Source organism: Salinibacterium xinjiangense (genome assembly GCF_014645015.1).
Lineage (GTDB): Bacteria > Actinomycetota > Actinomycetes > Actinomycetales > Microbacteriaceae > Rhodoglobus > Rhodoglobus xinjiangensis.
The window spans coordinates 127,466-148,881 of the sequence record NZ_BMLC01000002.1 but is presented as its reverse complement, the minus strand read 5'-3'; the positions used below and the strand labels follow the sequence as shown (position 1 = coordinate 148,881).

At 65.9% G+C, this 21,416-nt stretch carries 19 protein-coding genes; 7 read left to right on the top strand and 12 right to left on the bottom strand.

From position 1 onward, the window contains the following. Window positions 1-51 precede the first annotated feature (51 nt). From secA to mtrA, 6 genes are all read right to left on the bottom strand, one after another. Window positions 52-2,862 (bottom strand): preprotein translocase subunit SecA, encoded by a 2,811-nt coding sequence (secA, locus tag IEW81_RS07505; RefSeq protein WP_097059337.1) that lies wholly within the window; start codon window positions 2,860-2,862, stop codon window positions 52-54. 90 nt (window positions 2,863-2,952) lie between these two features. Beyond that, window positions 2,953-3,645 (bottom strand): ribosome hibernation-promoting factor, HPF/YfiA family, encoded by a 693-nt coding sequence (hpf, locus tag IEW81_RS07500; RefSeq protein ID WP_097059336.1) that lies wholly within the window; start codon window positions 3,643-3,645, stop codon window positions 2,953-2,955. 38 nt (window positions 3,646-3,683) lie between these two features. Next, window positions 3,684-4,454, bottom strand: coding sequence for a ComF family protein (locus IEW81_RS07495; protein ID WP_229671298.1), 771 nt, complete (start codon window positions 4,452-4,454; stop codon window positions 3,684-3,686). Between the two features lie 38 nt (window positions 4,455-4,492). Next, window positions 4,493-6,133 carry an LpqB family beta-propeller domain-containing protein gene (locus IEW81_RS07490; RefSeq protein ID WP_097059334.1) on the bottom strand — a complete coding sequence of 547 codons (1,641 nt, stop codon included), beginning with the start codon at window positions 6,131-6,133 and terminating at the stop codon, window positions 4,493-4,495. Continuing rightward, complete coding sequence (gene mtrB / locus IEW81_RS07485) at window positions 6,126-7,727, bottom strand: MtrAB system histidine kinase MtrB (protein WP_097059333.1); 1,602 nt, start codon at window positions 7,725-7,727, stop codon at window positions 6,126-6,128. Before mtrB ends, IEW81_RS07490 begins: the two co-directional genes overlap by 8 nt. A 4-nt stretch (window positions 7,728-7,731) precedes the next feature. Continuing rightward, complete coding sequence (gene mtrA / locus IEW81_RS07480; protein ID WP_097059782.1) at window positions 7,732-8,412, bottom strand: MtrAB system response regulator MtrA; 681 nt, start codon at window positions 8,410-8,412, stop codon at window positions 7,732-7,734. Window positions 8,413-8,523: 111 nt separating this feature from the next. On the opposite strand from mtrA, the gene IEW81_RS07475 reads away from it, so the two are divergent. The 5 genes from IEW81_RS07475 to IEW81_RS07455 are packed head-to-tail and all read left to right on the top strand — an operon-like array spanning window position 8,524 to window position 13,920. Beyond that, the gene (locus IEW81_RS07475; protein ID WP_229671297.1) at window positions 8,524-9,702 is read left to right on the top strand and encodes a glycerophosphoryl diester phosphodiesterase membrane domain-containing protein; all 1,179 of its coding nucleotides are present in this window, start codon (window positions 8,524-8,526) and stop codon (window positions 9,700-9,702) included. Then, window positions 9,699-10,343 (top strand): DUF4129 domain-containing protein, encoded by a 645-nt coding sequence (locus tag IEW81_RS07470; protein WP_229671296.1) that lies wholly within the window; start codon window positions 9,699-9,701, stop codon window positions 10,341-10,343. Before IEW81_RS07475 ends, IEW81_RS07470 begins: the two co-directional genes overlap by 4 nt. Then, a complete protein-coding gene (locus IEW81_RS07465) occupies window positions 10,340-11,524 on the top strand; it encodes a DUF4350 domain-containing protein (RefSeq protein ID WP_097059331.1) in 1,185 nt (394 codons plus the stop codon). The genes IEW81_RS07470 and IEW81_RS07465 overlap by 4 nt, the downstream gene beginning before the upstream one ends. 46 nt (window positions 11,525-11,570) lie before the next feature. After that, on the top strand, window positions 11,571-12,587 hold the full coding sequence (locus IEW81_RS07460; protein ID WP_179691723.1) for an AAA family ATPase: 1,017 nt from the start codon (window positions 11,571-11,573) through the stop codon (window positions 12,585-12,587). 25 nt (window positions 12,588-12,612) lie between these two features. After that, a complete protein-coding gene (locus IEW81_RS07455) occupies window positions 12,613-13,920 on the top strand; it encodes a DUF58 domain-containing protein (protein WP_097059330.1) in 1,308 nt (435 codons plus the stop codon). A gap of 431 nt (window positions 13,921-14,351) precedes the next feature. Here IEW81_RS07455 and IEW81_RS07450 read toward each other — a convergent pair whose 3' ends face one another. The 3 genes from IEW81_RS07450 to IEW81_RS07440 are packed head-to-tail and all read right to left on the bottom strand — an operon-like array spanning window position 14,352 to window position 17,282. Then, entirely contained in the window at window positions 14,352-15,800 is a 1,449-nt protein-coding gene (locus IEW81_RS07450) for a catalase (protein WP_097059329.1), read from the bottom strand. Continuing rightward, window positions 15,797-16,246 carry a Fur family transcriptional regulator gene (locus tag IEW81_RS07445; protein ID WP_097059328.1) on the bottom strand — a complete coding sequence of 150 codons (450 nt, stop codon included), beginning with the start codon at window positions 16,244-16,246 and terminating at the stop codon, window positions 15,797-15,799. Before IEW81_RS07445 ends, IEW81_RS07450 begins: the two co-directional genes overlap by 4 nt. A gap of 40 nt (window positions 16,247-16,286) precedes the next feature. Beyond that, the gene (locus IEW81_RS07440) at window positions 16,287-17,282 is read right to left on the bottom strand and encodes a stage II sporulation protein M (RefSeq protein ID WP_097059327.1); all 996 of its coding nucleotides are present in this window, start codon (window positions 17,280-17,282) and stop codon (window positions 16,287-16,289) included. 16 nt (window positions 17,283-17,298) lie between these two features. Here IEW81_RS07440 and IEW81_RS07435 point away from each other — a divergent pair, with 16 nt between their 5' ends. Beyond that, window positions 17,299-18,147, top strand: coding sequence for an RDD family protein (locus IEW81_RS07435; protein WP_097059326.1), 849 nt, complete (start codon window positions 17,299-17,301; stop codon window positions 18,145-18,147). Between the two features lie 140 nt (window positions 18,148-18,287). On the opposite strand, the gene ahcY is transcribed toward IEW81_RS07435, so the two are convergent. From ahcY to IEW81_RS07420, 3 genes are all read right to left on the bottom strand, one after another. Then, window positions 18,288-19,769 (bottom strand): adenosylhomocysteinase, encoded by a 1,482-nt coding sequence (gene ahcY, locus IEW81_RS07430; protein ID WP_097059325.1) that lies wholly within the window; start codon window positions 19,767-19,769, stop codon window positions 18,288-18,290. Between the two features lie 33 nt (window positions 19,770-19,802). Continuing rightward, the gene (locus IEW81_RS07425) at window positions 19,803-20,621 is read right to left on the bottom strand and encodes an HAD-IIB family hydrolase (protein ID WP_268236641.1); all 819 of its coding nucleotides are present in this window, start codon (window positions 20,619-20,621) and stop codon (window positions 19,803-19,805) included. Window positions 20,622-20,690: 69 nt separating this feature from the next. Further along, the gene (locus tag IEW81_RS07420) at window positions 20,691-20,906 is read right to left on the bottom strand and encodes a DUF3499 family protein (RefSeq protein ID WP_097059324.1); all 216 of its coding nucleotides are present in this window, start codon (window positions 20,904-20,906) and stop codon (window positions 20,691-20,693) included. A gap of 64 nt (window positions 20,907-20,970) precedes the next feature. Between IEW81_RS07420 and IEW81_RS07415 the strand changes: the two genes are divergently transcribed. Further along, a complete protein-coding gene (locus IEW81_RS07415; protein WP_097059323.1) occupies window positions 20,971-21,414 on the top strand; it encodes a metallopeptidase family protein in 444 nt (147 codons plus the stop codon). The last annotated feature ends 2 nt before the right edge of the window (window positions 21,415-21,416 follow it).

Genomic DNA, 21,416 nt, shown 5'->3' with positions numbered 1-21,416 from the left:
ACGAAGGGGCGGCCCGGCAGGAGCCGCCCCTTCGTCGTAACAGGACTCCGGTTACTTCTTCTTGTCCTGGGCCCGACGCTCTGCACGGTTTGCGGGCGGCGGGGTCTCGCCCTCCGACCGCTGGCCGAACGCACCGCGTGAGGCTGGCTGCTGCGGCTGCTGCTGCGCGCGCTGGGGACCAGGCTGCTCGCTCTGCGCCTGCTGGGCCTGCTGCGCGCGGGCCGTTGCCGCCTGCTCGATCTGGCCGCGCTGGTTGCGCACCTCGACCTCGCCCTGGGCGTCCGCGCTCGGCGCGGAGTAGCTGAGCCTGTTCGCATCCGTGGCGGGAGCCGCGAGACCCTTCGCCTCGACCCCGGAGCCGCCCGTGACCTCGACTTCGAGGTTGAACAGGAACCCGACAGACTCTTCGCGAATCGACGCCATCATCGACTGGTACATCGCGAATCCCTCGCGCTGGTATTCGATGAGGGGATCGCGCTGCGCCATCGCGCGCAGCCCGATTCCGTCTTTCAGGTAGTCCATCTCGTAGAGGTGGTCTCGCCAGCGACGGTCGATGACGGAGAGCACGACCCGACGCTCGAGCTCACGCATCGCAGGCTCACCGAGCTGCTGCTCGCGGCGCTCGTAGGCGAGCCGCGCATCAGACATGATCTCCTTGGTCAGGAAGGATGAGGTGACCTTGCCGATCGAACCGGCCTCCGTCAGCAGCTCGTCTGTCGAGATCGAGACCGGGTATAGCGTCTTCAGTTCGGTCCACAGCGCATCCAGGTCCCATTCGTCAGAATGACCCTGGGCGGTGTGCACGTCGATGACCTCGCTGACGACGTCTTCCAGGAAGTGGGTGACCTTGCCCTGCAGGTCGTCTCCCTCGAGGATGTGACGGCGGTCACCGTAGATCGCCTCGCGCTGGCGATTCAGGACGTCGTCGTACTTCAACACGTTCTTGCGGATCTCGGCGTTACGACCCTCGACCTGGCTCTGCGCACTGCGGATGGCGCGGCTGACGACCTTGGACTCGATGGCCAGGTCATCCGGAACGTTCCCACGACCCATGAGCGCCTCGGCAGCGCCGCTGTTGAACAACCGCATGAGGTCGTCTTCGAGCGACAGGTAGAACCGGCTCTCGCCGGGGTCACCCTGTCGGCCGGAGCGGCCTCGAAGCTGGTTGTCGATGCGACGGGACTCGTGGCGCTCCGTGCCGAGCACGTAGAGACCACCGACCGCGATGACCTTCTCGGCCTCGACCTGCACTTCGTCCTTGACGGTCGCATAGACCTCATCCCAGGCGGCCTCGTACTCGTCCGGCGTCTCGCTCGGGCTGAGGTTCTGGCTGTTCAACTGGGCGACTGCGAGGAATTCGGCGTTTCCACCGAGCATCACGTCGGTTCCTCGCCCCGCCATATTCGTCGCAACCGTCACGGCGCCGAGGCGGCCGGCCTGTGCGACGATCGCGGCTTCACGAGCGTGGTTCTTGGCGTTGAGCACCTCGTGCTTGACGCCTCTCTTGGCGAGCATCCGTGAAAGCAGTTCGCTCTTCTCGACGCTCGTCGTTCCGACCAGCACCGGCTGGCCGGAAGCGTGACGCACCACGATGTCTTCCACGACCTGGCCGAACTTGGCCTGCTCGTTCTTGTAGATCAGGTCTGACTGGTCTTTACGCAGCATGGGCTTGTTGGTCGGGATCGGTACGACGCCGAGTTTGTAGGTGCTCATGAACTCGGCGGCTTCGGTTTCGGCAGTACCGGTCATGCCCGAGAGCTTCGAGTACAGGCGGAAGTAGTTCTGCAGCGTCACGGTGGCGAGAGTCTGGTTCTCGGCCTTGACCGCAACGCCCTCTTTCGCCTCTATCGACTGGTGGATGCCCTCGTTGTAGCGGCGGCCCATCAGGATTCGGCCGGTGTGCTCGTCGACGATCAGCACTTCGCCGTTCATCACGACGTAGTCCTTGTCTTTCTTGAACAGCGACATCGCCTTGATGGAGTTATTGAGGAACGAGATCAGTGGGGTGTTCGCCGACTCGTAGAGGTTGTCGATGCCGAGGTAATCCTCGACCTTCTCGATGCCGGGTTCCAGCACGCCGACCGTGCGCTTCTTTTCGTCGACCTCGTAGTCGACATCCGGGATGAGCTTGTTGGCGAGGTTCGCGAACTCTGTGAACCAGCGGTTGGCTTCACCCGAGGCCGGGCCCGAGATGATCAGCGGCGTGCGAGCCTCGTCGATCAGGATGGAGTCGACCTCATCGACGATCGCGTAGGCGTGGCCGCGCTGCACCATATCCTGCGCCTGCCACGCCATGTTGTCGCGCAGGTAGTCGAATCCGAACTCGTTGTTGGTGCCGTACGTGATGTCTGCCGCGTACTGCTCGCGGCGTTCCGGCGGAGTCTGGCCCGACAGGATGACGCCCACCGTCATCCCGAGTGCCCTGAAGACCCGACCCATCAACTCTGACTGGTAGCTCGCAAGGTAATCGTTGACCGTGATGACGTGCACCCCGCGCGACGGGATCGCGTTCAGGTATGCCGCGAAGACCGCGGTGAGGGTCTTGCCCTCGCCCGTCTTCATCTCGGCGATGTTGCCGAGGTGAAGAGCAGCTCCTCCCATGGCCTGGACATCGAACGGACGCATTCCGAGGGTGCGCTGCGCAGCTTCGCGAACAGCGGCGAAAGCTTCGGGCAGCAGATCGTCGAGGGACTCGCCCTTCGAGAATCGTTCGCGCAACTCGACGGTCTCGCTCTTCAGCTCGTCGTCCGTCAGCTCCCTGAAGTCTTCTTCGAGGTGATTGACTGCTTCCGCATAGTGCTTGAGGCGCCGAAGAAGTCGGCCCTCACCTACGCGAAGCGCGCGTTCAAGAACGTTGGCCACCGATAACTCCAGTCTTCGTCGGGCGTGCCCGAGTTTCCGGCACGACGATGAACACGTTACCGGTGGCCAATGGTACCAAGCTGAGCCGGATCAGCGCCTGCCGCTGCGACCCCGGCTTGCGACCGCGGGCAGTTGCCCGGACTCCTCCTCGAGCCCGATCACCCCGTAGTCCCAGCCCTTGCGACGATAAACCACGCTGGGCCGGTCGGTCTCACTGTCGATGAACAGGAAGAAGTCGTGACCGACGAGTTCCATGTGATCGAGCGCGTTCTCTACCGTCATGTGGCTGGTGGGGAACACCTTGCGGCGGATCACCACGGGCGAGTAGTCCTCGTCACCCGGTTCTGCCTCAGCGGTCTGCACCGCGATGGAGCCGGTGCTCACCTTTTCGAGGATCTCGGGGCTGGCGGGGGTGATGTCCACGACCGCGAAACCGCCGGCCGAAGCCTCACGCAGCGATACGGGACGGTGCTGGCCGCGATGGACCTTCTTGCGATCCTTCGACTGGCGCATCCGCTCGATCAATTTACCCATGGCGAGGTCGAACGCGACGTACTTGTCAGAACCTGCGGACTCTGCCCGCACCAGCGGACCCGGACCGATGAGGGTGAGCTCGACTCGATCGTCGCCGCTCGCGCCCCTGGTCTCGTGATGACGGGTGACTTTGATCTCGAACGCGATCGCCTTTTCCGAGAGATGATTGACCTTTTCGGCCTTCTCGATCGCGTATTCCCTGAACCTGTCGGTAACCCCCAGGTTTCGTCCGCTGACGGTAATTTCCACGGCGACCTCCCAGCCTTCATGCGCGGCCGCCAGAGCCTTCAGTCAAACCCAGGCGGTTCTTGTTCTGCGCCTTTTGCCCCACCGTAGTCCCTGCGGCTGGGGTTGTCACGCACCGCGAACATCCTCGGTGTGAACGCGATGGTTGCGGCCCCGGCAACCTCGCCACCGGCCGCTCGAATGGCTCTCGCGGCCTCATCCATCGTCGCTCCGGTGGTCAGCACATCGTCCACGATCACGAAGATCCTGCCTTCCAGCGAGCGCCTGGCCACCATCGCGCCGCGCAGGTTGGACGCCCGTCCCGCGCTGTCGAGCGACTTCTGGGGGGCCGTACGTCGCACCGTCACGAGCACCGCGGCAGGCCGGTAACCGGTATGCCCGAGGACGACCGCGACGGGATTGTACCCGCGTCGACGGTACGACGACCGGCTCGTCGGCACTGCGGCGACTTCCACGCGTGCGCCCGGTCGCTGTCGGTGAGCGGCGGCCAGCGACTGCCGGATGGCGACGGTGAGCGGGCGCGACAGGGCAGCGGCCACATCCGTCCTGTGGTGTTCCTTGATGGCAAGGATCACTCGCCGCACCCGCCCCTCGTACCGCAGGGCCGTCACGACCTCGAGCCCGCCGGCCGTCGTACGCGGGGTCGCCGACGGATGCAACTCCCTAGCGCACGCCGCGCACAGGCCGCGGTCGTCAGCGCCGCATCCCGCGCACTCGACCGGTAGGAGCAGGGCCCACGCATCGAGGATCGCGGCGAGGGCCTGGGGCAGCCATGCAAACATCACCGATGATGGCGCCGTTCGGAGGCGCACACTCGGCTCTCGTCCTTCCCCTGTGGAGAAGCCTGTCGCTACTGCTTGGTGCCGAGGAAGGTGGCCTGGATCCCGGTCGGTACCCAGCCGCTGCCCTGCGAGCGCCAGACCTCGCCGGCGCTCAGCACCCTGAGTCCATCCGTGCCACCCGCGCCACCCGCGATCGTCGTCGTGTCGTCGAGCTGGCCGAGTAACTGGGTGGGCCCGCCGATCTCCACGAGCGTGATGAGACCTGAGCCCGAGACCGTGGCCACCGACCTGTCGTCGATCCACGTGGCATCCACCGGCGCACCCAGCGGGGTCGGCAGGTCGAACAACTGGCCGAGCCTGGTCGGCACGGCGTCCTGCCGGATGATGCCTGCCACCACCAGCTTCGCCCCCACCGGGGTCGCAAGGTAGACCAGCAACCGTGCCCCGTCGCGGGAGACCGCCATCGACACGATGCTGCTGTCCGCCGGCAGGCCGGACTGGAGCGCGTGCGGCACGCCATCGGATCCGAAGGTCACGAGGGACGACGCGTCGTTCCCCTGGGCTGTCCACACGAAACCGAAGGTATCTATCGACGGCCGGATGAGTCCAGGGCGGTCGTCGATGAGGGTGGCAGAGCTCGAGCCGGCTGCGGCGAGTGACACACCCTCGGCGGAAAGGATGGCCGCTGACAATTTGTTCTGAGCGAGGCTTGCGGCGAATGCTCCGGTTTCGGCGACGAGGCTCGACACCCCGGGGATCGACGCGATTTCCGCGCCACCGCTGAAGCCGAACGACTTGTCGGTGCCGATCAGCGCTGCGCTGTCGACGGTGGGCGTGATCGCGTCGTTTCCGGAGGCGATGGGCGTCGCGAGCTCGGTGCCCCCGACGGTGATGACGACGTTCGCGATGCCGAGCGTGGCGACCAGTTGTTGTCGCATCTGGTCGCGGGCCGCCGGGCTGGAATCGATGACCTCGTTGCTCAGGTCGACGATCGCCTGCCCGGCCTGGACACTCACCGAATCCAGCGTCGTGACCTGCGGGAACGCAGTAACCCCTGCCTGCACGAGCCAGTCAGACGGTCCCGCGAGCAGTGCCGTCACTGTGTCGCGGGTGATATTCGACCGTTTCGCGAACCACCTCACGTCGGGAACAAGGTATCGATAACTCGGGTCGAAGAAGTACAGGGACTGCTCGGCGAAGACGAGACTGAAGCTACTGCGCGAGAGCACGATCCCCTTCGGCGCAGAGCTGATGCGCCACTGCCCGTCTTCCTGCGCGAAGCCGTAGCTGAGGGTCTGGCCCGCCGGCGGCGGCTCCGAGTACCTGCCGCGGTTGTCCACGATGGCGCCGGTAGTGACCGTGTACGACAGCGTGTCCGGTGCGTCGGCGGCGGTGATCGTCGCCACACCCGACCGGATGAGTGTGCCGGCATCCGGTTCCCAGTTGCTCGCCATCTCTGCGGTGAAGAACGATCGCGCGACCTGGAAGTTGCTTTGCGGCGCGCGCACAGCCTGCATAAAACCCGCGAGGATCTCGTCCGGAGTCGCGTCGGGCGTCGGGCCCAAGACGACGAACTCGACACCGGGGTTGTCTGGGTCGTTTATCATCGGACCAACCTGCACCCCGCCGCCAGAGGGCACGCCGACGCACCCGGCGAGCGCCAGGAGAACCGCGAACGCTGCCACGACGACTGCTGGTTGCTTACGCATCGATCGCCTCCTGGGCCGGGTCTTCGGGGGGAAGGGCCAGCGGCGATCCTACGAGCTCCGCTCCCCGCACCCGGGGAAGCGTAAGCCTGAAGCATGAGCCTTCGCCGGGAGCAGACCAGACCTCGAGCCAGCCTCCGTGCAGCGCCGCATCCTCGAGCGAGATCGCGAGACCGAGACCGGTTCCTCCCGTGACGCGCTGTCGTGACGGGTCAGCGCGCCAGAACCTGTCGAAGACACGGTCCATCGCGGCCGCGGTCATGCCGACGCCATAGTCGCGCACGGCGATGGCGACGGCATCCTTATCGCTGTCCACCCACACCACGATCGGTCGCCCCTCGCCGTGATCGATCGCGTTGCCGAGGAGGTTATGCAGGATGCGACGGATGCGCCTGCTGTCGACATCGGCCTCGAAGTAGCCGCCAGGGGCGACCATCCTGAGGGGCGATCCTTTCGACTCAGCGAGCGTGGTGACGCTGTCGATGGAGTCCTCGACGAGGTATACCAGGTTGGTGGGCTCGGTCTCCATGTCGACGGCGCCGGCGTCATACCTGCTCATCTCGAGAAGATCGGCCAGCAGCGATTCAAACCTCTGCACCTGGGTGTGCAGCAGTTCTGCGGTACGCGCTGCCGACGGGGAGAACGAATCGCGCTGGTCGTAGAGCACGTCGCCCGCGAGGCGGATGGTGGTGAGCGGGGTGCGCAGCTCGTGGGAGACATCGGAGACGAATCGCTGCTGCACCTGCGACAGGGCGGCGAGCCTCGTGATCTGGTTCTGCAGTGAGGCCGCCATGCCGTTGAACGATCGCGCGAGGGTGGCGATCACGTCGTCGCCCTTTACCGGGATGCGTACCTCCAGTTGCCCCGCCGCGAGCTTCTGGCTGGTTTCCGCAGCAAGCTGCACCGGACCCACTACCAACCGCACGACCGCGTAGGTGACGGCACCGATCAGCAGGATCAGGGCGAGTCCACCGAGAAACAGGGTGCGCTGCACGAGCCCGAGCGATTGCTGGAGATCCTGGATGTTGTAGACCAGATACAGCTCGTACTGCGCACCACGCACGTCGAGCACCGTGCCGAACACGAGACCGGGCTGCTCCGTCGAATCGCCCTGGGCGAGTCCGACCGACTGCGACACCGTGCGGCGCTCAGCAAGCCCCTGCACAGTCGCCCTGAGCTCGTCCGAAATGAGGAGAGGATCGAGGCCGGGTGACTGGATCTCCGAGGGGGTCCGCGGGCCATCCTGGCCCGGCGTGCGCTTGAGGGCGAACTGGGTGACCCCGGTGCTCGCGGCTGCGTTCAGGATCGCCTTGGCGGCATCCGTCGTCGTCGCATCGATGTCTTCATCCCCCAGCTGCTCCGTCGACTCGTCGAAGAACCGTTGGCCGATGATGGCAGCGTTCGAGGTGGTTCGGCTGAGCTGGTCGCGGCGGGCGTCGAAGAGATTGGCACCGACGCTCACCGACATGTAGCCACCGATGATCGCCACCGCGACCCCGGACAGCGCGAGGGTGAACGCGATCGTGCGCAGCTGCAGCGACGAACGCCACAGCCGCACGAAACGCTGCACGATCGCGCGCCACGGGAAATCACGCATAGTGCTACGTGATGCTGCCCGCGCGGTAGCCGACGCCCCGCACGGTCATGACGATGCGCGGGTTGTCCGGGTCTTCCTCGACCTTCGCGCGCAGTCGCTGCACGTGCACGTTCACGAGCCTGGTGTCAGCCTTGTAGTGGTAGCCCCACACCTGCTCGAGAAGCATTTCGCGGGTGAATACCTGCTGGGGTTTGAGCGCGAGAGCGAGTAGCAGTTCGAACTCGAGGGGCGTCAGGCTGATCTTGGACTCGCCGCGCCTGACCTCGTGACCTGCGACATCGAGAGTCAGGTCGCCAACCTGCAACGATCCGGTCGCGCTTTCCGGGCTCGGCCTGAGCCGCGTGCGCACGCGCGCGACCAGCTCCTTCGGGTTGAACGGCTTGACGACGTAGTCATCAGCGCCACTCTCCAGGCCTTTCACGACATCGGCCGTGTCGCTTTTCGCGGTCAGCATGATGATGGGAACGCCGGATTCCTCGCGGATCCTGGCGCACACCTCGATGCCGTTCATCCCCGGCAGCATCAGATCGAGCAACACGAGGTCGGGTTTCGAGGCGTGGAATGCCTCGACCGCCGCAGCGCCGTCAGCGCAGAAGAATGGTTCGAACCCCTCCGCACGCAGGACTATGCCGATCATCTCCGCCAGCGCCGTGTCATCATCGACCACAAGAATTCGCGCGTTCACCTGTACCTCGCCCATGCATAGAGCCAGCCGGACGTGCGCCGGAGCTTTCGCACAAGAGTAGTCGAGTGTGAAACCATGATGAGGACTGTTCCGCTATGCAAAGGATGAGCTGTGAGTGACAACACCCCGTGGCGGTCCCCAGCAGGTGGTGCAGCTACCCCGCCACCGTCTCCATATATGGCCCCCGGCTCGACGCCACCGCCGCCCGCGGGCGGATGGGCCCCGCCGCCGAAGCCGGGCCTCATCCCATTGCGGCCGCTGACGCTCGGGACCCTGCTCGGAGCGGCGTTCCAGGTGCTGCGCAGAAACCCGCGGCCGATGTTCGGCTTTTCGCTGCTGCTCACCGGGGTCATCTTCGCGTTCACCCTGCTCGTGGTGGGCTTCGTGACGTTCTTCGCCTTCTCGCGAGTGTCGAGCGCGACCGGGGCCGACCAGGCTGCGGTCGAGGCCGGGTCGGTGGCGACGGTCATCCTGTCTGCGCTGGTTCCGGTGGTGCTGTCCATCGTCGTGACCGCGGTCCTGCAGTCCATCGTCGTGCTCGAGGTCGCCAGGGGAACACTGGGCGAGAAGCTGAAGCTCGCGGGCCTGTGGCGCCAGGCGAAAGGTCGGATCGGTGCGGTCATCGGGTGGTCGCTGCTGCTCACCGGTGCCGCGGTGCTGGCCCTGACCATCCTTTCTGTCGTGATCGGACTGATCATCGCCTTCGGCGGCACCGCCGGGATCGTGGTCGGCGTGATTCTCGGAATTCTCGCGGCGGGCGGCGCCCTGGTGCTGTCGTTCTGGTTGGGCACCCGGCTGTGCCTCGTGCCGAGCGCGCTCATGCTCGAGAGACTGCCTCTTCGGGCCGCCATCGCCCGGTCGTGGTCGCTGACTACCGGCTACTTCTGGAAGACGCTCGGCATCCAGCTGTTGGTGGCGGTCATCGTGCAGACGGTCGCCGGTATCATCAGCGTCCCGCTGCAAATCCTCCTGGGCTTCGGCAGTACCCTGCTGAACCCGAATAGCGAGGGCGACGGTCTGCTCATCGGCGCGGTGGTGCTGTACGTGCTCTCGATCATCCTGAGCATCGTGTTCGGTGCGATTGCCGCCGTGATCCAGAGCGCGACGACCGCACTGATCTACATCGACATCAGGATGCGCAAGGAGGGGCTCGACCTGGAACTGAACAGGTTCGTCGAGGCGCGCCAGGCCGGCGACTCTCGCGTGCCAGACCCCTATCTTCAGCGCGCGACCACCGCTGGCGCGGCACCGCAGGCACCGTCCCAGCCGTCGCCCTCGCCGTGGTCGTGACCGGCTCAGCGCTGCCGCTCGACGTGCCGGTCGATCCCGACGCTCGGGATGCGGCCGAGCTACTCATCACCGAGCTCTCCAAAGCGCAGTACCAGGCCGCGCGACCGACCTGGTTCGACCTGCTCGCCAAAGCCGTACAGGATTGGCTCTCGTCGCTGCGTCTCGGCGATGTGCAGGGTCCACCCGCTCTCGGGCTCGGCATAGTCGGGGTGCTCGCCGTGGTCGGTATCGTCGTCGCGTTCCTCATCTTCGGTGTGCCGCGCCTGAACCGCAGGAGCGCCGTGGCCGGATCCCTCTTCGGCGAGGACGACCGCCGAACGGCGGCGATCATCCGTCAGGATGCCGAGGCTGCAGCCGCGCGCGGCGAATACTCGACCGCGGTCGCCGAGATGTTCCGTGCGATAGCTCGCGGGCTCGCAGAACGGGCGATCGTGACTACGAGCCCGGGAACCACGGCCAGGGACTTCGCGATCAATGCGAGCACCCCGTTCCCCGATCTCAGCGACGCGTTGCGCGAATCCGCAACGGCCTTCGACCAGGTGCGCTACCTCGACCGCACCGGCACGGCCGGGCAGTTCCAGCAGGTCGCGGCCCTCGAGCGCGACCTTCGGGCCACCCGGCCGGTACTGGAGCTGCTGTGACGACCCAGGCTCCCAGCCAGAGTGTGCTGACCCCGACGGTCGGTCGCGTGGCGAAGCGCGCCCTGTTCTGGGTGGCCGTCGCGGCGTTCGCGATCCTGATAGCCATCGTGGCCCTGGCGACGGCAGGCTCCACCGCCGGCGGCGCACCTCTCGACCCCGAGAGTGCAGCTCCCGGGGGCTCCATGGCGGTGGCCGAGGTGCTTCGGCAGCAGGGGGTCGATGTGGTCGTGGCATCCAGCCTGGTCGAGGCTCGAAATGCCGTCGCCGGTGTCGACGACACGACCGTACTGCTCTACGATCCCGACGGATATCTCGACGACGACCAGTTGAGAGAAGCCGCGACCCTGGCTCGCTCTGTCGTGGTCGTCGACGCCAACTTCACCCAGTTGCAGGCGATCGCGCCGAATATAGCGCAGGCAGGTGACGCCGACACCGAGCTGACCGCGGGGTGCGACGTGCCCGCCGCGGCAAGGGCAGGCAGCGTTTCGGGCGAGGCTGTCGGCTACCGCGTCATCGACGACTCCGTAGGCACCGCCACCTGCTTCGGCAGCGGCGACGACGTGTTCTCGCTCGTGCAGGTGAACCGCGACGGCGTGGAACTGACCGTGCTCGGTCTCACAGCAGCGCTGACCAACGAGCGCGTCATCGACAGTGGCAACGCCGCCCTCGCGCTGAACCTCCTCGGTGCGAAGTCGACTCTCGTCTGGTACATCCCGACCCTCGCCGATGTTCCGGATGCCGGCCCAGCGACCCTCGGTGAACTCACCCCGCCATGGGTCACCCCCGTGTTGCTGCTGCTCGCGCTCACGTTCGTGGCGGCAGCGGTGTGGCGCGGCCGCCGCTTCGGCCCCCTGGTGATCGAGAACCTGCCGGTGATCGTGCGGTCCAGCGAGACGATGCTCGGTCGCGCGCGACTCTACGAGCGATCGTCGTCGCGGCTTCGGGCGCTCGACGCCCTCAGGATGGGCGCCATCCAGCGACTCGCTGTGCTCTGTGGCCAGCCGCGTTCAGCCTCGGTTGACGAGGTCGTCTCGGCGGTCGCAGGCGTGACGGGTGCGCAGCGGCACGTCATCCGGGATCTTCTCGTCGACACGATCCCCGGCACCGATGCCGACCTGGTCACGCTGTCGGATGCCCTGCTCGTACTCGAGCGGGACGTCGCTGTGGCCGTGCGCCCATGACCGTCACGTTTCACGCTCTGACCTCAACACACTGGAGAATCGACTCATGACTGACGAGCAACTGACTGGCGAGCAAGTGACGGGCGAGCAAGTGACGGGCGAACATTTGGCTGATGAGCAACTGAGGCGATCATTCGCGAACCTGCGCACCGAGGTCGGTAAGTCCGTGGTCGGGCAGGATGCCGCCGTCACGGGCCTCACGATCGCACTGCTCGCCGGTGGCCATGTGCTGCTCGAGGGTGTGCCGGGTGTCGCGAAAACACTTCTGGTGCGCACGCTCAGCCATGCGCTCGCCCTTGACACGAAACGCGTGCAGTTCACTCCGGACCTCATGCCGGGCGACGTGACCGGGTCGTTGGTCTACGACGCCAGGGCGGGTGAATTCGAGTTTCGCGAGGGGCCGGTGTTCACCAACATCCTGCTCGCCGACGAGATCAACCGCACACCACCGAAAACGCAGTCGGCGCTGCTCGAAGCGATGGAAGAGCGCCAGGTCTCGGCTGACGGTGTGACCCGTGCACTTCCCGTGCCGTTCATGGTCGCAGCGACCATGAACCCCATCGAATACGAGGGCACGTACACGCTTCCGGAGGCCCAGCTCGACAGGTTCATGCTCAAGCTCGTGCTCGAGTTGCCGGAGCGCGACACCGAGATCGAGGTGTTGAGGCGCCACGCTGCTGGCTTCAACCCTCGCGATCTCGACGCCGCAGGAGTCACCGCCGTTCTGGACGCCGACCAGCTCGCTCTCGCGCAGGCCGCCGTCGCCCGCGTCGGCGCGACCGCAGACGTCATCGGCTACACGGTGGATCTCGCCCGCGCCACCCGGCACAGCCCGTCGGTGAAGCTCGGTGTGAGTCCCCGCGGGTCAACGGCGCTGCTCGCCGCAGCCAAGGCGTGGGCCTGGCTGAACGGATTCGACTCCATCACCCCTGACCACGTGCAGGCTATGGTGCTGCCGGTACTGCGGCACCGCATCCAACTGCGACCCGAAGCCGAGCTCGAGGGTGTCTCGCCCGACGCCATCCTGCGCTCGATCCTGCAGCAGGTGCAGGTTCCGCTGTGATGCTTCTGCTCGCTGCGGTGCTCTAGTGGCCGTCTCCGGCCGGTTCGTCGCGCTCGTCGTATTCGGCGTCGCGCCGATCGTCCTCATCGGCCAGCCCTGGGCGCTGTTGGCGTGGCTGCTGCTGGTAGCAGCACTCGCCACCCTCGACCTCCTGCTCGCGGGCTCTCCGCGGGCGGTGCGACTCTCCAGGGAGCTCCCTGCGCGAGTGAGGCTGGGTGAATCGGTCGCGTCGATCCTGCTCATCGCCAACCCCGGGCGCCGACGGGTACGCGGGATGGTTCGCGACGGGTGGTCGCCATCCGCTGTCGCGGAACCCGGCAGGGCGCCACTGGATATCCCCGCCGGCGAGCAGCGCACGATCACGACCACGCTGACCCCGTTCCGTCGAGGCGAACGCCGGGCCGCGCACGTCACGATCCGATCGTTCGGACCACTGGGGCTCACCGCCCGGCAGGCGACCATGATCGCACCCGGCACGATCACCGTGCTGCCGCCGTTCAACTCGCGCAAGCACCTGCCGTCACGACTGGCCCGGCTCCGCGAACTCGACGGCGCCACGAGCGTCATGGTCCGTGGCCAGGGAACAGAGTTCGACAGCCTGCGCGACTACGTGCGCGGCGACGACGTGCGTTCCATCGACTGGAGGGCCACGGCACGTCGGGCCACGGCATCCGGCCCCGGCCTCGTGGTGCGCACCTGGCGGCCCGAGCGGGACAGGCGGGTCGTGATCGTCATCGACAGTGGCCGCACGTCTGCCGCCCGTATCGACAACGAGCCGAGGATCGATACCGCCTTCGAGTCAGCACTGCTGCTCGCCGCTCTCGCCTCGAGCGCGGGAGACCGCGTCGACATGGTCATCTACGACCGGCGAGTACGCGCCCGCGTGCAGGGCGCCACGGGAGCTGAGCTGCTCTCGCGCATGGTGTCCAGCATGGCCCCGGTCGATCCTGAGCTCATCGAGATGGACTGGACCGCGGTGCCCGCGCTCGTGCGTTCCATCACCTCCAACCACGCGCTCGTGGTGCTCGCGACCACCATCGACGCGCCGGGTACCTCGCGCGGCCTGCTCGCCGTGCTGCCGCAGCTGACCCGCAAGCACATGGTGGTCGTGGCATCCGTCACAGATCCCACAGTGCTGGATGCGACGCAGCAGCGCAGCAATCGCGACGACGTCTACCGCGCCGCGGCCGCAGAGCGCGCACTGCTCGACCAGTCACGCGTGGCTGCGGCTGTGCGCCAGCTCGGTGCCGAGGTCGTCACCGCTGCGCCCCAGGACCTGCCCCCCGCGCTTGCCGACGCGTACATCGCGCTGAAAGCAGCAGGTCGCCTCTAGGGTCTCGGCGTCGACCCCGGGCCTCACCGCTGCCAGAGGATCCGTGGCTAGCTGCTGCGGCATTCACCTGGCAGAAACCGAGGTCTGGACGTGAAGCCCCGCCGCGCCGCTTCATCCGCACCCTTCCGAAATGACGGAGTCCGCACCCTTCCGAAATGACGGAGTCTGCACCCCTCCGAAATGACGGAGTCTGGCGCGGTTGGAAGACATGAGCCCAGTGGATGCCGGCCGCGGCACCGGCAGTTCCGTCATTTCGGAAGGTATCGGGCGCAGGCAGGTACCGGCACAGGAAGGTATCGAGCGCAGGCAGGTACCGGCACAGGAAGGCACTGGCACAGCGGGCACGGGCAGTGCGGGCTCGCGGGCAACCCCGTCCCAATGGCACGAACGGCCAGCCCCGATGGGACCGGCCGTTCGTTCAGCGGGTGGAACTAAGCGCCGACGGTCTCACGCAGCGAAGCGCCGAGTGTGGCATCCACGTTGCTCCAGTACCAGAAGAAACGCTCGCGGATCTCAGGGACCGTGATGCCCTTGCCCTGGCCGGTGAGCGTCTCCAGCAGGCGAGCCTTCGAGCCTTCGTCGAATATGTCGCGGTAGAGCGTGCCAGCCTGGCCGAAGTCGTCATCCTCGGAGTGCAGGGTTGCCGCAGCGCGGGTCAGCGTGCCGTCAGACTCCCAGCTTCCCTCGCCGGCGCGCGCAGGGTCGGCGACGGGCCCACCGTACGAGTTGGGCGTGTACGTGCGCGCTGTGGCATCGCTGAACTCGTAGCGCATGCTGCCTTCGTGCTGGTAGTTCGCAACCGGCGCGGCGTGCGGCTTGTTGACCGGAAGCTCGTTGTAGTTGGTGCCGATGCGATACCGCTGGGCATCCGGATATGAATGCACGCGCGCCATCAGCATTTTGTCGGGGCTGATGTCGATGCCGGGCACCAGGTTCGCCGGTGAGAACGCCGCCTGCTCGATCTCGGCGAAGAAGTTCTGCGGATTACGGTTCAGCGTGTACTCGCCGACCTTCACCAGCGGGTAGTCCGCGTGCGACCACGTCTTGGTGATGTCGAAGGGGTTGAAGCGATAGGTCTTCGCATCCTCGTACGGCATGACCTGCACGAAGACGTCCCAGATCGGGAAATCGCCGGTTTCGATCGCGTTGTACAGGTCGCGGCGGTAGTAGTCAGCGTCTGATCCGGCGAGCTTCTCGCCCTCTTCGGCGCTCATGCGCTCCACGCCCTGGCGCGACTTGAAGTGGTACTGGATCCAGTGACGCTCACCGGCGGCGTTGATCCACTGGTAGGTGTGTGAACCGTAACCGTTGAGGTGACGCCACGACTTCGAAAGCCCACGGTCACCCATCAGGTAGGTGACCTGGTGGGACGACTCCGGTGACAGGGTCCAGAAGTCCCACTGCATGTCGGCGTCGCGCAATCCCGACCCACCCAGGCGTTTTTGGGAGTGGATGAAGTCAGGGAACTTCATGGCATCGCGGATGAAGAACACCGGGGTGTTGTTACCGACGACGTCGTAGTTGCCTTCGGTCGTGTAAAACCGCAGCGAGTAGCCGCGCACGTCGCGCCAGGTATCAGGGGAGCCCTGCTCGCCGGCCACCGACGAGAAGCGGAGCAGGATCTCGCTCTTTGCGCCCGGCTGGAAGACCGCGGCACGCGTGTACTGCGACACATCCTCCGTGACCTGGAATTCGCCGAACGCCCCGCCACCTTTTGCGTGGGGGTTGCGCTCCGGCACACGCTCTCGGTTGAACGCGGCGAGCTTCTCGACCAGGAACCGGTCATGCAGCACGGTGCTGCCGTCGGGGCCTGCGGTGAGCGAATGCTCGTCGCTGGCCAGCGGCGCTCCGCTCTGGCTGGTGGTGAAATTGTCGGTCATGAATCCTCCTGGTTAGTGGTCGATGAATGGATGGGATCGAGGCGGGCGCAGTCCTGGCAAAGCCCCCAGAACGTCACCTCCGCCGTCGAGATCTGGAAGCCCGAACTGTCTGACGGTGACAGGCACGGAGGGTGGCCGACCACGCACTCGACGTCGACGACGGTTCGGCAGGAGTTGCACACGAGGTGGTGGTGGTTGTCGTTCTCGTGAAGTTCGTAGAGCGCGGCAGAGCCCGCGGGCTCGATGCGGCGAAGCAGGCCAGCTTCGGTGAGAGCGGCGAGGGCGTTGTGCACGGACTGCACGGAGGTGGCGGCATCCCCCAGTTGGGAGTGCAGCGCGAGAGCCGACGAGTGCGGAAGACCAGCGAGGGCGTAAAGCACTCGCACACGGCTGTTGGTGATGCGAAGCCCAGCCCGGCGAAGCGAGGTTTCTGCGGAAAAGGTCATTCCGCCATCATAGCCTTATCGTGAACGAATCAAAACAAGGCTACCCTGCGACGAGCTGCCTTGCCCCGGCCTCGAACTCCTCCAGGTCGCCAGTCTCGCCCGTGCTGGCAGCGCGTCGACCGACCACCCACTGGTAGAACAGAAACCCACCGAGCGCGACGGTACCGATGCCGATTTTGATCGGCCACGGCCACTCCTGCCGAGTGACGAGTCCCTCGATGAGCCCGGAGACCAGCAGCGCCAGGATGAGCCCGATGACAATCGTGAACATCGCGCGACCCTCCTCAGACAGCGCCTGGGCGCGGGTGCGGGCCCCGGGCGCGATCCAGGCCCAAAAGATGCGCATGCCCGCCGCGCCGGCCACGAAGATCGAATACAGCTCGAGCTGGCCGTGCGGTGCGATGTACAGGAAGAACACGTCGAGGCGATCGAATTCGTTCATGATGGCGGCGGTCATCCCGAGGCTCTGCGCATTGGTGAAGAGCAGGTATGCGGGGTAGAGGCCGACGATTCCGAAGGCGATGCACTGGGCCGCGAGCCAGGCGTTGTTCGTCCACACGAAGCTCGTGAACGATGTTCCCGAGTTCTCGGAGTAGTAGTTGACGAAGTCTTCCTTCGCGTACCGCTCGAGTTCGGAGGTAGGGCCGAGCGTAGCCAGCACCGCCGGGTTCGACGACGCCCACCACGCGTACAGGAACGCGATGACCACGGATGCCGCGGCAACAGCGAGGCACAACCACCGGATCCGGAACAGGGCGGCGGGCAACTGCGCGGCGAAGAATCGCGGGATACGGCTGAGCACATTGGCGGATGCCCCGCTGAACCGCAGCCGCGCCCTGCTCAACCCCAGCGACAATCGGTCGCCCTGCACGGACTGCCCCGAGGTCGTCTTGATAGCCGAGAGCTGCGTCGCGCCAGACTGGTATTTGTCGATCAGTTCGTCAGCTTCTACCCCGCTGAAACGTCGCTTCGCGCCGAGCTCGGCGAGGCGATCCCATTCCTCGCGGTGGGCGGCTGAGTATGCGTCGAGATCCATCTGATTAAATGATGGCATGGCCAGCATCGATTCTGTCGAGCATGACGAAAATCTGCACGAGCTCGTCACGGGCGAAGCCGTCGCGCTCGACCTCAGGTCGTCCAGTTTCGTGCTGCGGGCGGCTGGCACGATCATCGACTACTTGCTCTATTTCGGTTCATACATCGGGATCATCGTCGTGATGTTCTCGCTCGCCGACCAGTTCGGGCTCGACCAGGCACTCATGACGGCGATCAGCGTCGTCGGGCTCGTGCTCTGCCTCGTGGTGATCCCCACGGCCGTCGAGACCGCGACCCATGGCAAGTCGCTCGGCAAGCTGGCTATCGGTTCACGCATCGTGCGCGACGACGGCGGGTCGATCGGCTTCAGGCACGCTTTCATCCGGGCGCTGACGGGCGTCTTCGAGATTTTCATGACCTTTGGTGGCATGGCGGCGATCATCGCCCTGCTGAACGGCCGCGCGAAACGGCTCGGTGATCTGGTGGCTGGCACGTACAGCCAGAACGAGCGGGTCTCCGCGGCGGTCACCCCGGTCTACGGCGTTCCCACTGTCCTCGCCGAGTGGGCCAGGACGGCGGATGTCGCCACTCTCCCCGACGCACTCGCTCGCCGGGTCGCTGCGTTCCTCGCGCAGGCCGCCTCCCTCACCCCTGTCACGCGGGAGCGGTTCAGTCGCGAACTCGCCGATGAAGTCAGCGTGTTCGTGTCGCCGGTCCCCGCCGCCAACGCCGAACTGTTCCTCGCCGCTGTCGTCTCGGTTAGGCGCGACCGTGAGTCTACGGCCCTCGGCCTCGAACGATCAGGGCTCGAACGGCTCGCGCCGGTGCTCGGGGGCTTGCCCCGCGGATTCCCCGATCGCGGCTGAGCCACCGCCGCACGCCCGCCCTCGCACGCCCGCTGCCGCACGCACCCGCGGCTCAAGTGCGGCGATCACATGTTCCGAACATCCCGGAGCATGTATTCGCCGCACCTGAGCATGCTGCCGGCAGCTGGCTGCCGGCTCAATCAGTAGCGGTAGTGGTCGACCTTGTACGGCCCCTCGACCGGGACGCCGATGTAGGCGGCCTGCGTCGGGGTCAGCGTCGTCAGCACGACACCGAGGGCGTCGAGGTGCAGGCGAGCCACCTTCTCGTCGAGGTGCTTGGGCAGCACGTAGACCTGCTTCTCGTACTTTCCTTCGGTGTTGTTCACCCATAGTTCGAGCTGCGCCAGCACCTGGTTCGTGAACGAGTTGCTCATCACAAACGACGGGTGACCCGTCGCGTTTCCGAGGTTCATCAGACGACCCTCCGACAGCACCAGGATGCTGCGGCCGGACGGCATGCGCCACTCGTGCACCTGTGCCTTGATTTCGACACGCTCAGCACCGGCCAGGCTCTCAAGCCCCGCGATGTCGATCTCGTTATCGAAATGGCCCACGTTGGCGACGATCGCAAGATGCTTCATCCCCATCAGGTGCTCGACCGTGATGACGTTCTCGTTACCGGTGCTCGTGACGAAGATGTCGACCTCGGCGAGCGCCTTCTCGATCGTCGTCACCTGGAATCCGTCCATCGCCGCCTGCAGCGCGTTGATCGGGTCGATCTCGGAGACGATCACGCGGGCACCCTGGCCGCGCATGGCCTCGGCAGAGCCCTTGCCCACGTCGCCGTAGCCCGCGACGAAGACGACCTTGCCGCCGATGAGCACATCGGTGGCGCGGTTGATGCCGTCCGGGAGCGAGTGACGAATTCCGTACTTGTTATCGAACTTGCTCTTGGTGACCGAGTCGTTGACGTTGATCGCCGGAAACAGCAACTCCCCGTTCTTCGCGAACTCGTAGAGGCGATGCACACCGGTGGTGGTCTCCTCGGTGACGCCCTGGATCTCGGCGGCTATCTTCGTCCATCGCTCGCCCGACGCGTTCAGCGAACGACGCAGCACGTCGAGAATGACGCTGTACTCATGCGATGCGTCCGCCGGGGTGGCTGGCACGGCACCGGCGAGTTCGAATTCGCGACCCTTGTGCACAAGGAGGGTGGCGTCGCCGCCATCATCGAGGATCATGTTCGGGCCGACGGCGCCCGAGCCGTAAGCCGAGGAGTCGCTCCAGTCGAAGATCTGCTCGGTGCACCACCAGTATTCCTCGAGCGTCTCGCCCTTCCAGGCGAACACGGGAACCCCTGCAGGAGCATCCACGGTGCCGGTGGGGCCGACGACCGTCGCGGCGGCGGCGCCATCCTCCGTCGAGAAGATGTTGCACGACGCCCAGCGAACATCGGCACCGAGCGCTACGAGGGTCTCGATAAGCACGGCTGTTTGGGTGGTCATGTGGAGTGAACCGGCGATGCGAGCGCCCGTGAGGGGCTTCGATGCGCCGAACTCTCCACGAAGAGCCATCAGTCCGGGCATCTCGTGCTCGGCAAGACGGATCTGGTGGCGGCCGGCCTCAGCGAGAGAGAGGTCGGCGACCTTGAACGATAGTGCAGTGGATGTCACAGAAGTCATGCCTCCATTCTCGCAGGCCCGCGCGAGCTGCGCCTACGGGTTGCGCGACAAAGGCTCCATCGTCATGAGAGGAAACGCGGCATCCGGATCATCGAACCAAACGTTGAGTGATTCCACGGCCGCCAAAGTACCGCGCCAGTCCTCGATGGCGACCGACGGCACGCCCATCGCGAACACGGGGTAGTCGTTGCCGGTCGGGTCCAATCGGTCGCCGATGAACAGTAGCTGGTCGATGCCGACGCCGAGCTTCTCGGTGAGCCTCGCGATGCCGAAGGCCTTATCGATTCCCTTGCGCGTGATGTCGATGGATGTCGACCCGCCGCCCCGCACCTCGAGGTCGGGCAGCCTGGGCGAGACGTACCCCCACAGGGCGAGCTTCTTGGCACCATCCGGATCCCACGCGTGCTTCTCCGCGACCGGCGCCTGCTGGCCGAGAGCCGAGAATGTGATCTGGCTTCCGCGGTCTTCGATGAGGTCGCCCCACGGTCCCGGATGCCACAGCCCGAGCTCGCGGGCGCCCTCCTCCAGGGTGCCGATCGCTCGGGACTTCTCGTCGTCGCTCAGATCTTCGGCGTACTGCAGTGTCCATTTACCCTGCTGCCACCGGTAGTAGCGGGTTCCGCAGGTCGGCATGAGATGCAGTCGGGAGAGGGATTCGTCACTCGCCGAGAATCCGTCGAGGGCCTGCGATTCAAACTGCTCGAACCGTCCGCCGGAGATGATGGATACCGGCACGCGCTCGAGCAGGTCGGCGAGGGCACGAGTCATCGCGGGATCCATGCTCGATTTGGAGGGCGCGAGGGTGTCGTCCAGGTCGAACACGACGGCGCGGATGTCAGGTCTGGTACTCACGATGACCGAGGGTACCAGCCCATCTGCGGCCCCCGCCCAAGCAGGTCGCCGCCTAAAGCAGGTCGCTGCCTAAAGCAGGTCGCTGCCCATCACGACATGCCTGACAACCTGCCAGCCCTGCGGAACAGACATCCGATCGGCGTGCCGGTCGCAGAGGTCATAGCTGTGCGGCTCCGATGCGTAGCTGAGGGGACCCAGGACGGCCATCGAATCGGCGTAGTCGTAGGTGAGGGTGGCCGTGGCCTGCTGGCTACAGGCGACCTTGCTGCACGGGCGACCATTCATTTCTTCCTAAGGCTACGTCTGACCGCAGACAGCGGGGCACAGCCACGCCGATAGAATCGGGGCTGTGACCAGTCCGGGCGGTGCAGACCAGTCGAGGTCAGCACGGCCTGGATGGCGAGACCGGCACGGCCGTGGCATCCGCGGCCCGGTGACCGGCCCTCACCTACCGTTACTGCGCAACCGGGTCGACATGTTCGACATGACCGTGGCCTCGACCGCCGAGTACCTCAAAGACCTGTGGCCAGATGAGCTGGCCGATGTCGCCTTCGAGGTCGCCGCCATGCCGTCAGAGCTGGGCGAGACTCCCGCCGTCGACCGGTGGCGGGTCGAGCTGAAGAATCGCCGCGTCATCCTGTACCGGCTGCCGATCGAGAGACTCTCGCGGCTGCACAGCTATGACGAGATGCACAAGCGCATGATGGTAGAGAGCTGCGTGTTCCGGGCCGTGGCCGAACTGCTGGGCAAGGATCCGTGGGACCTGGCGCCAGACCGGTTCCGCCACCTGTAGTC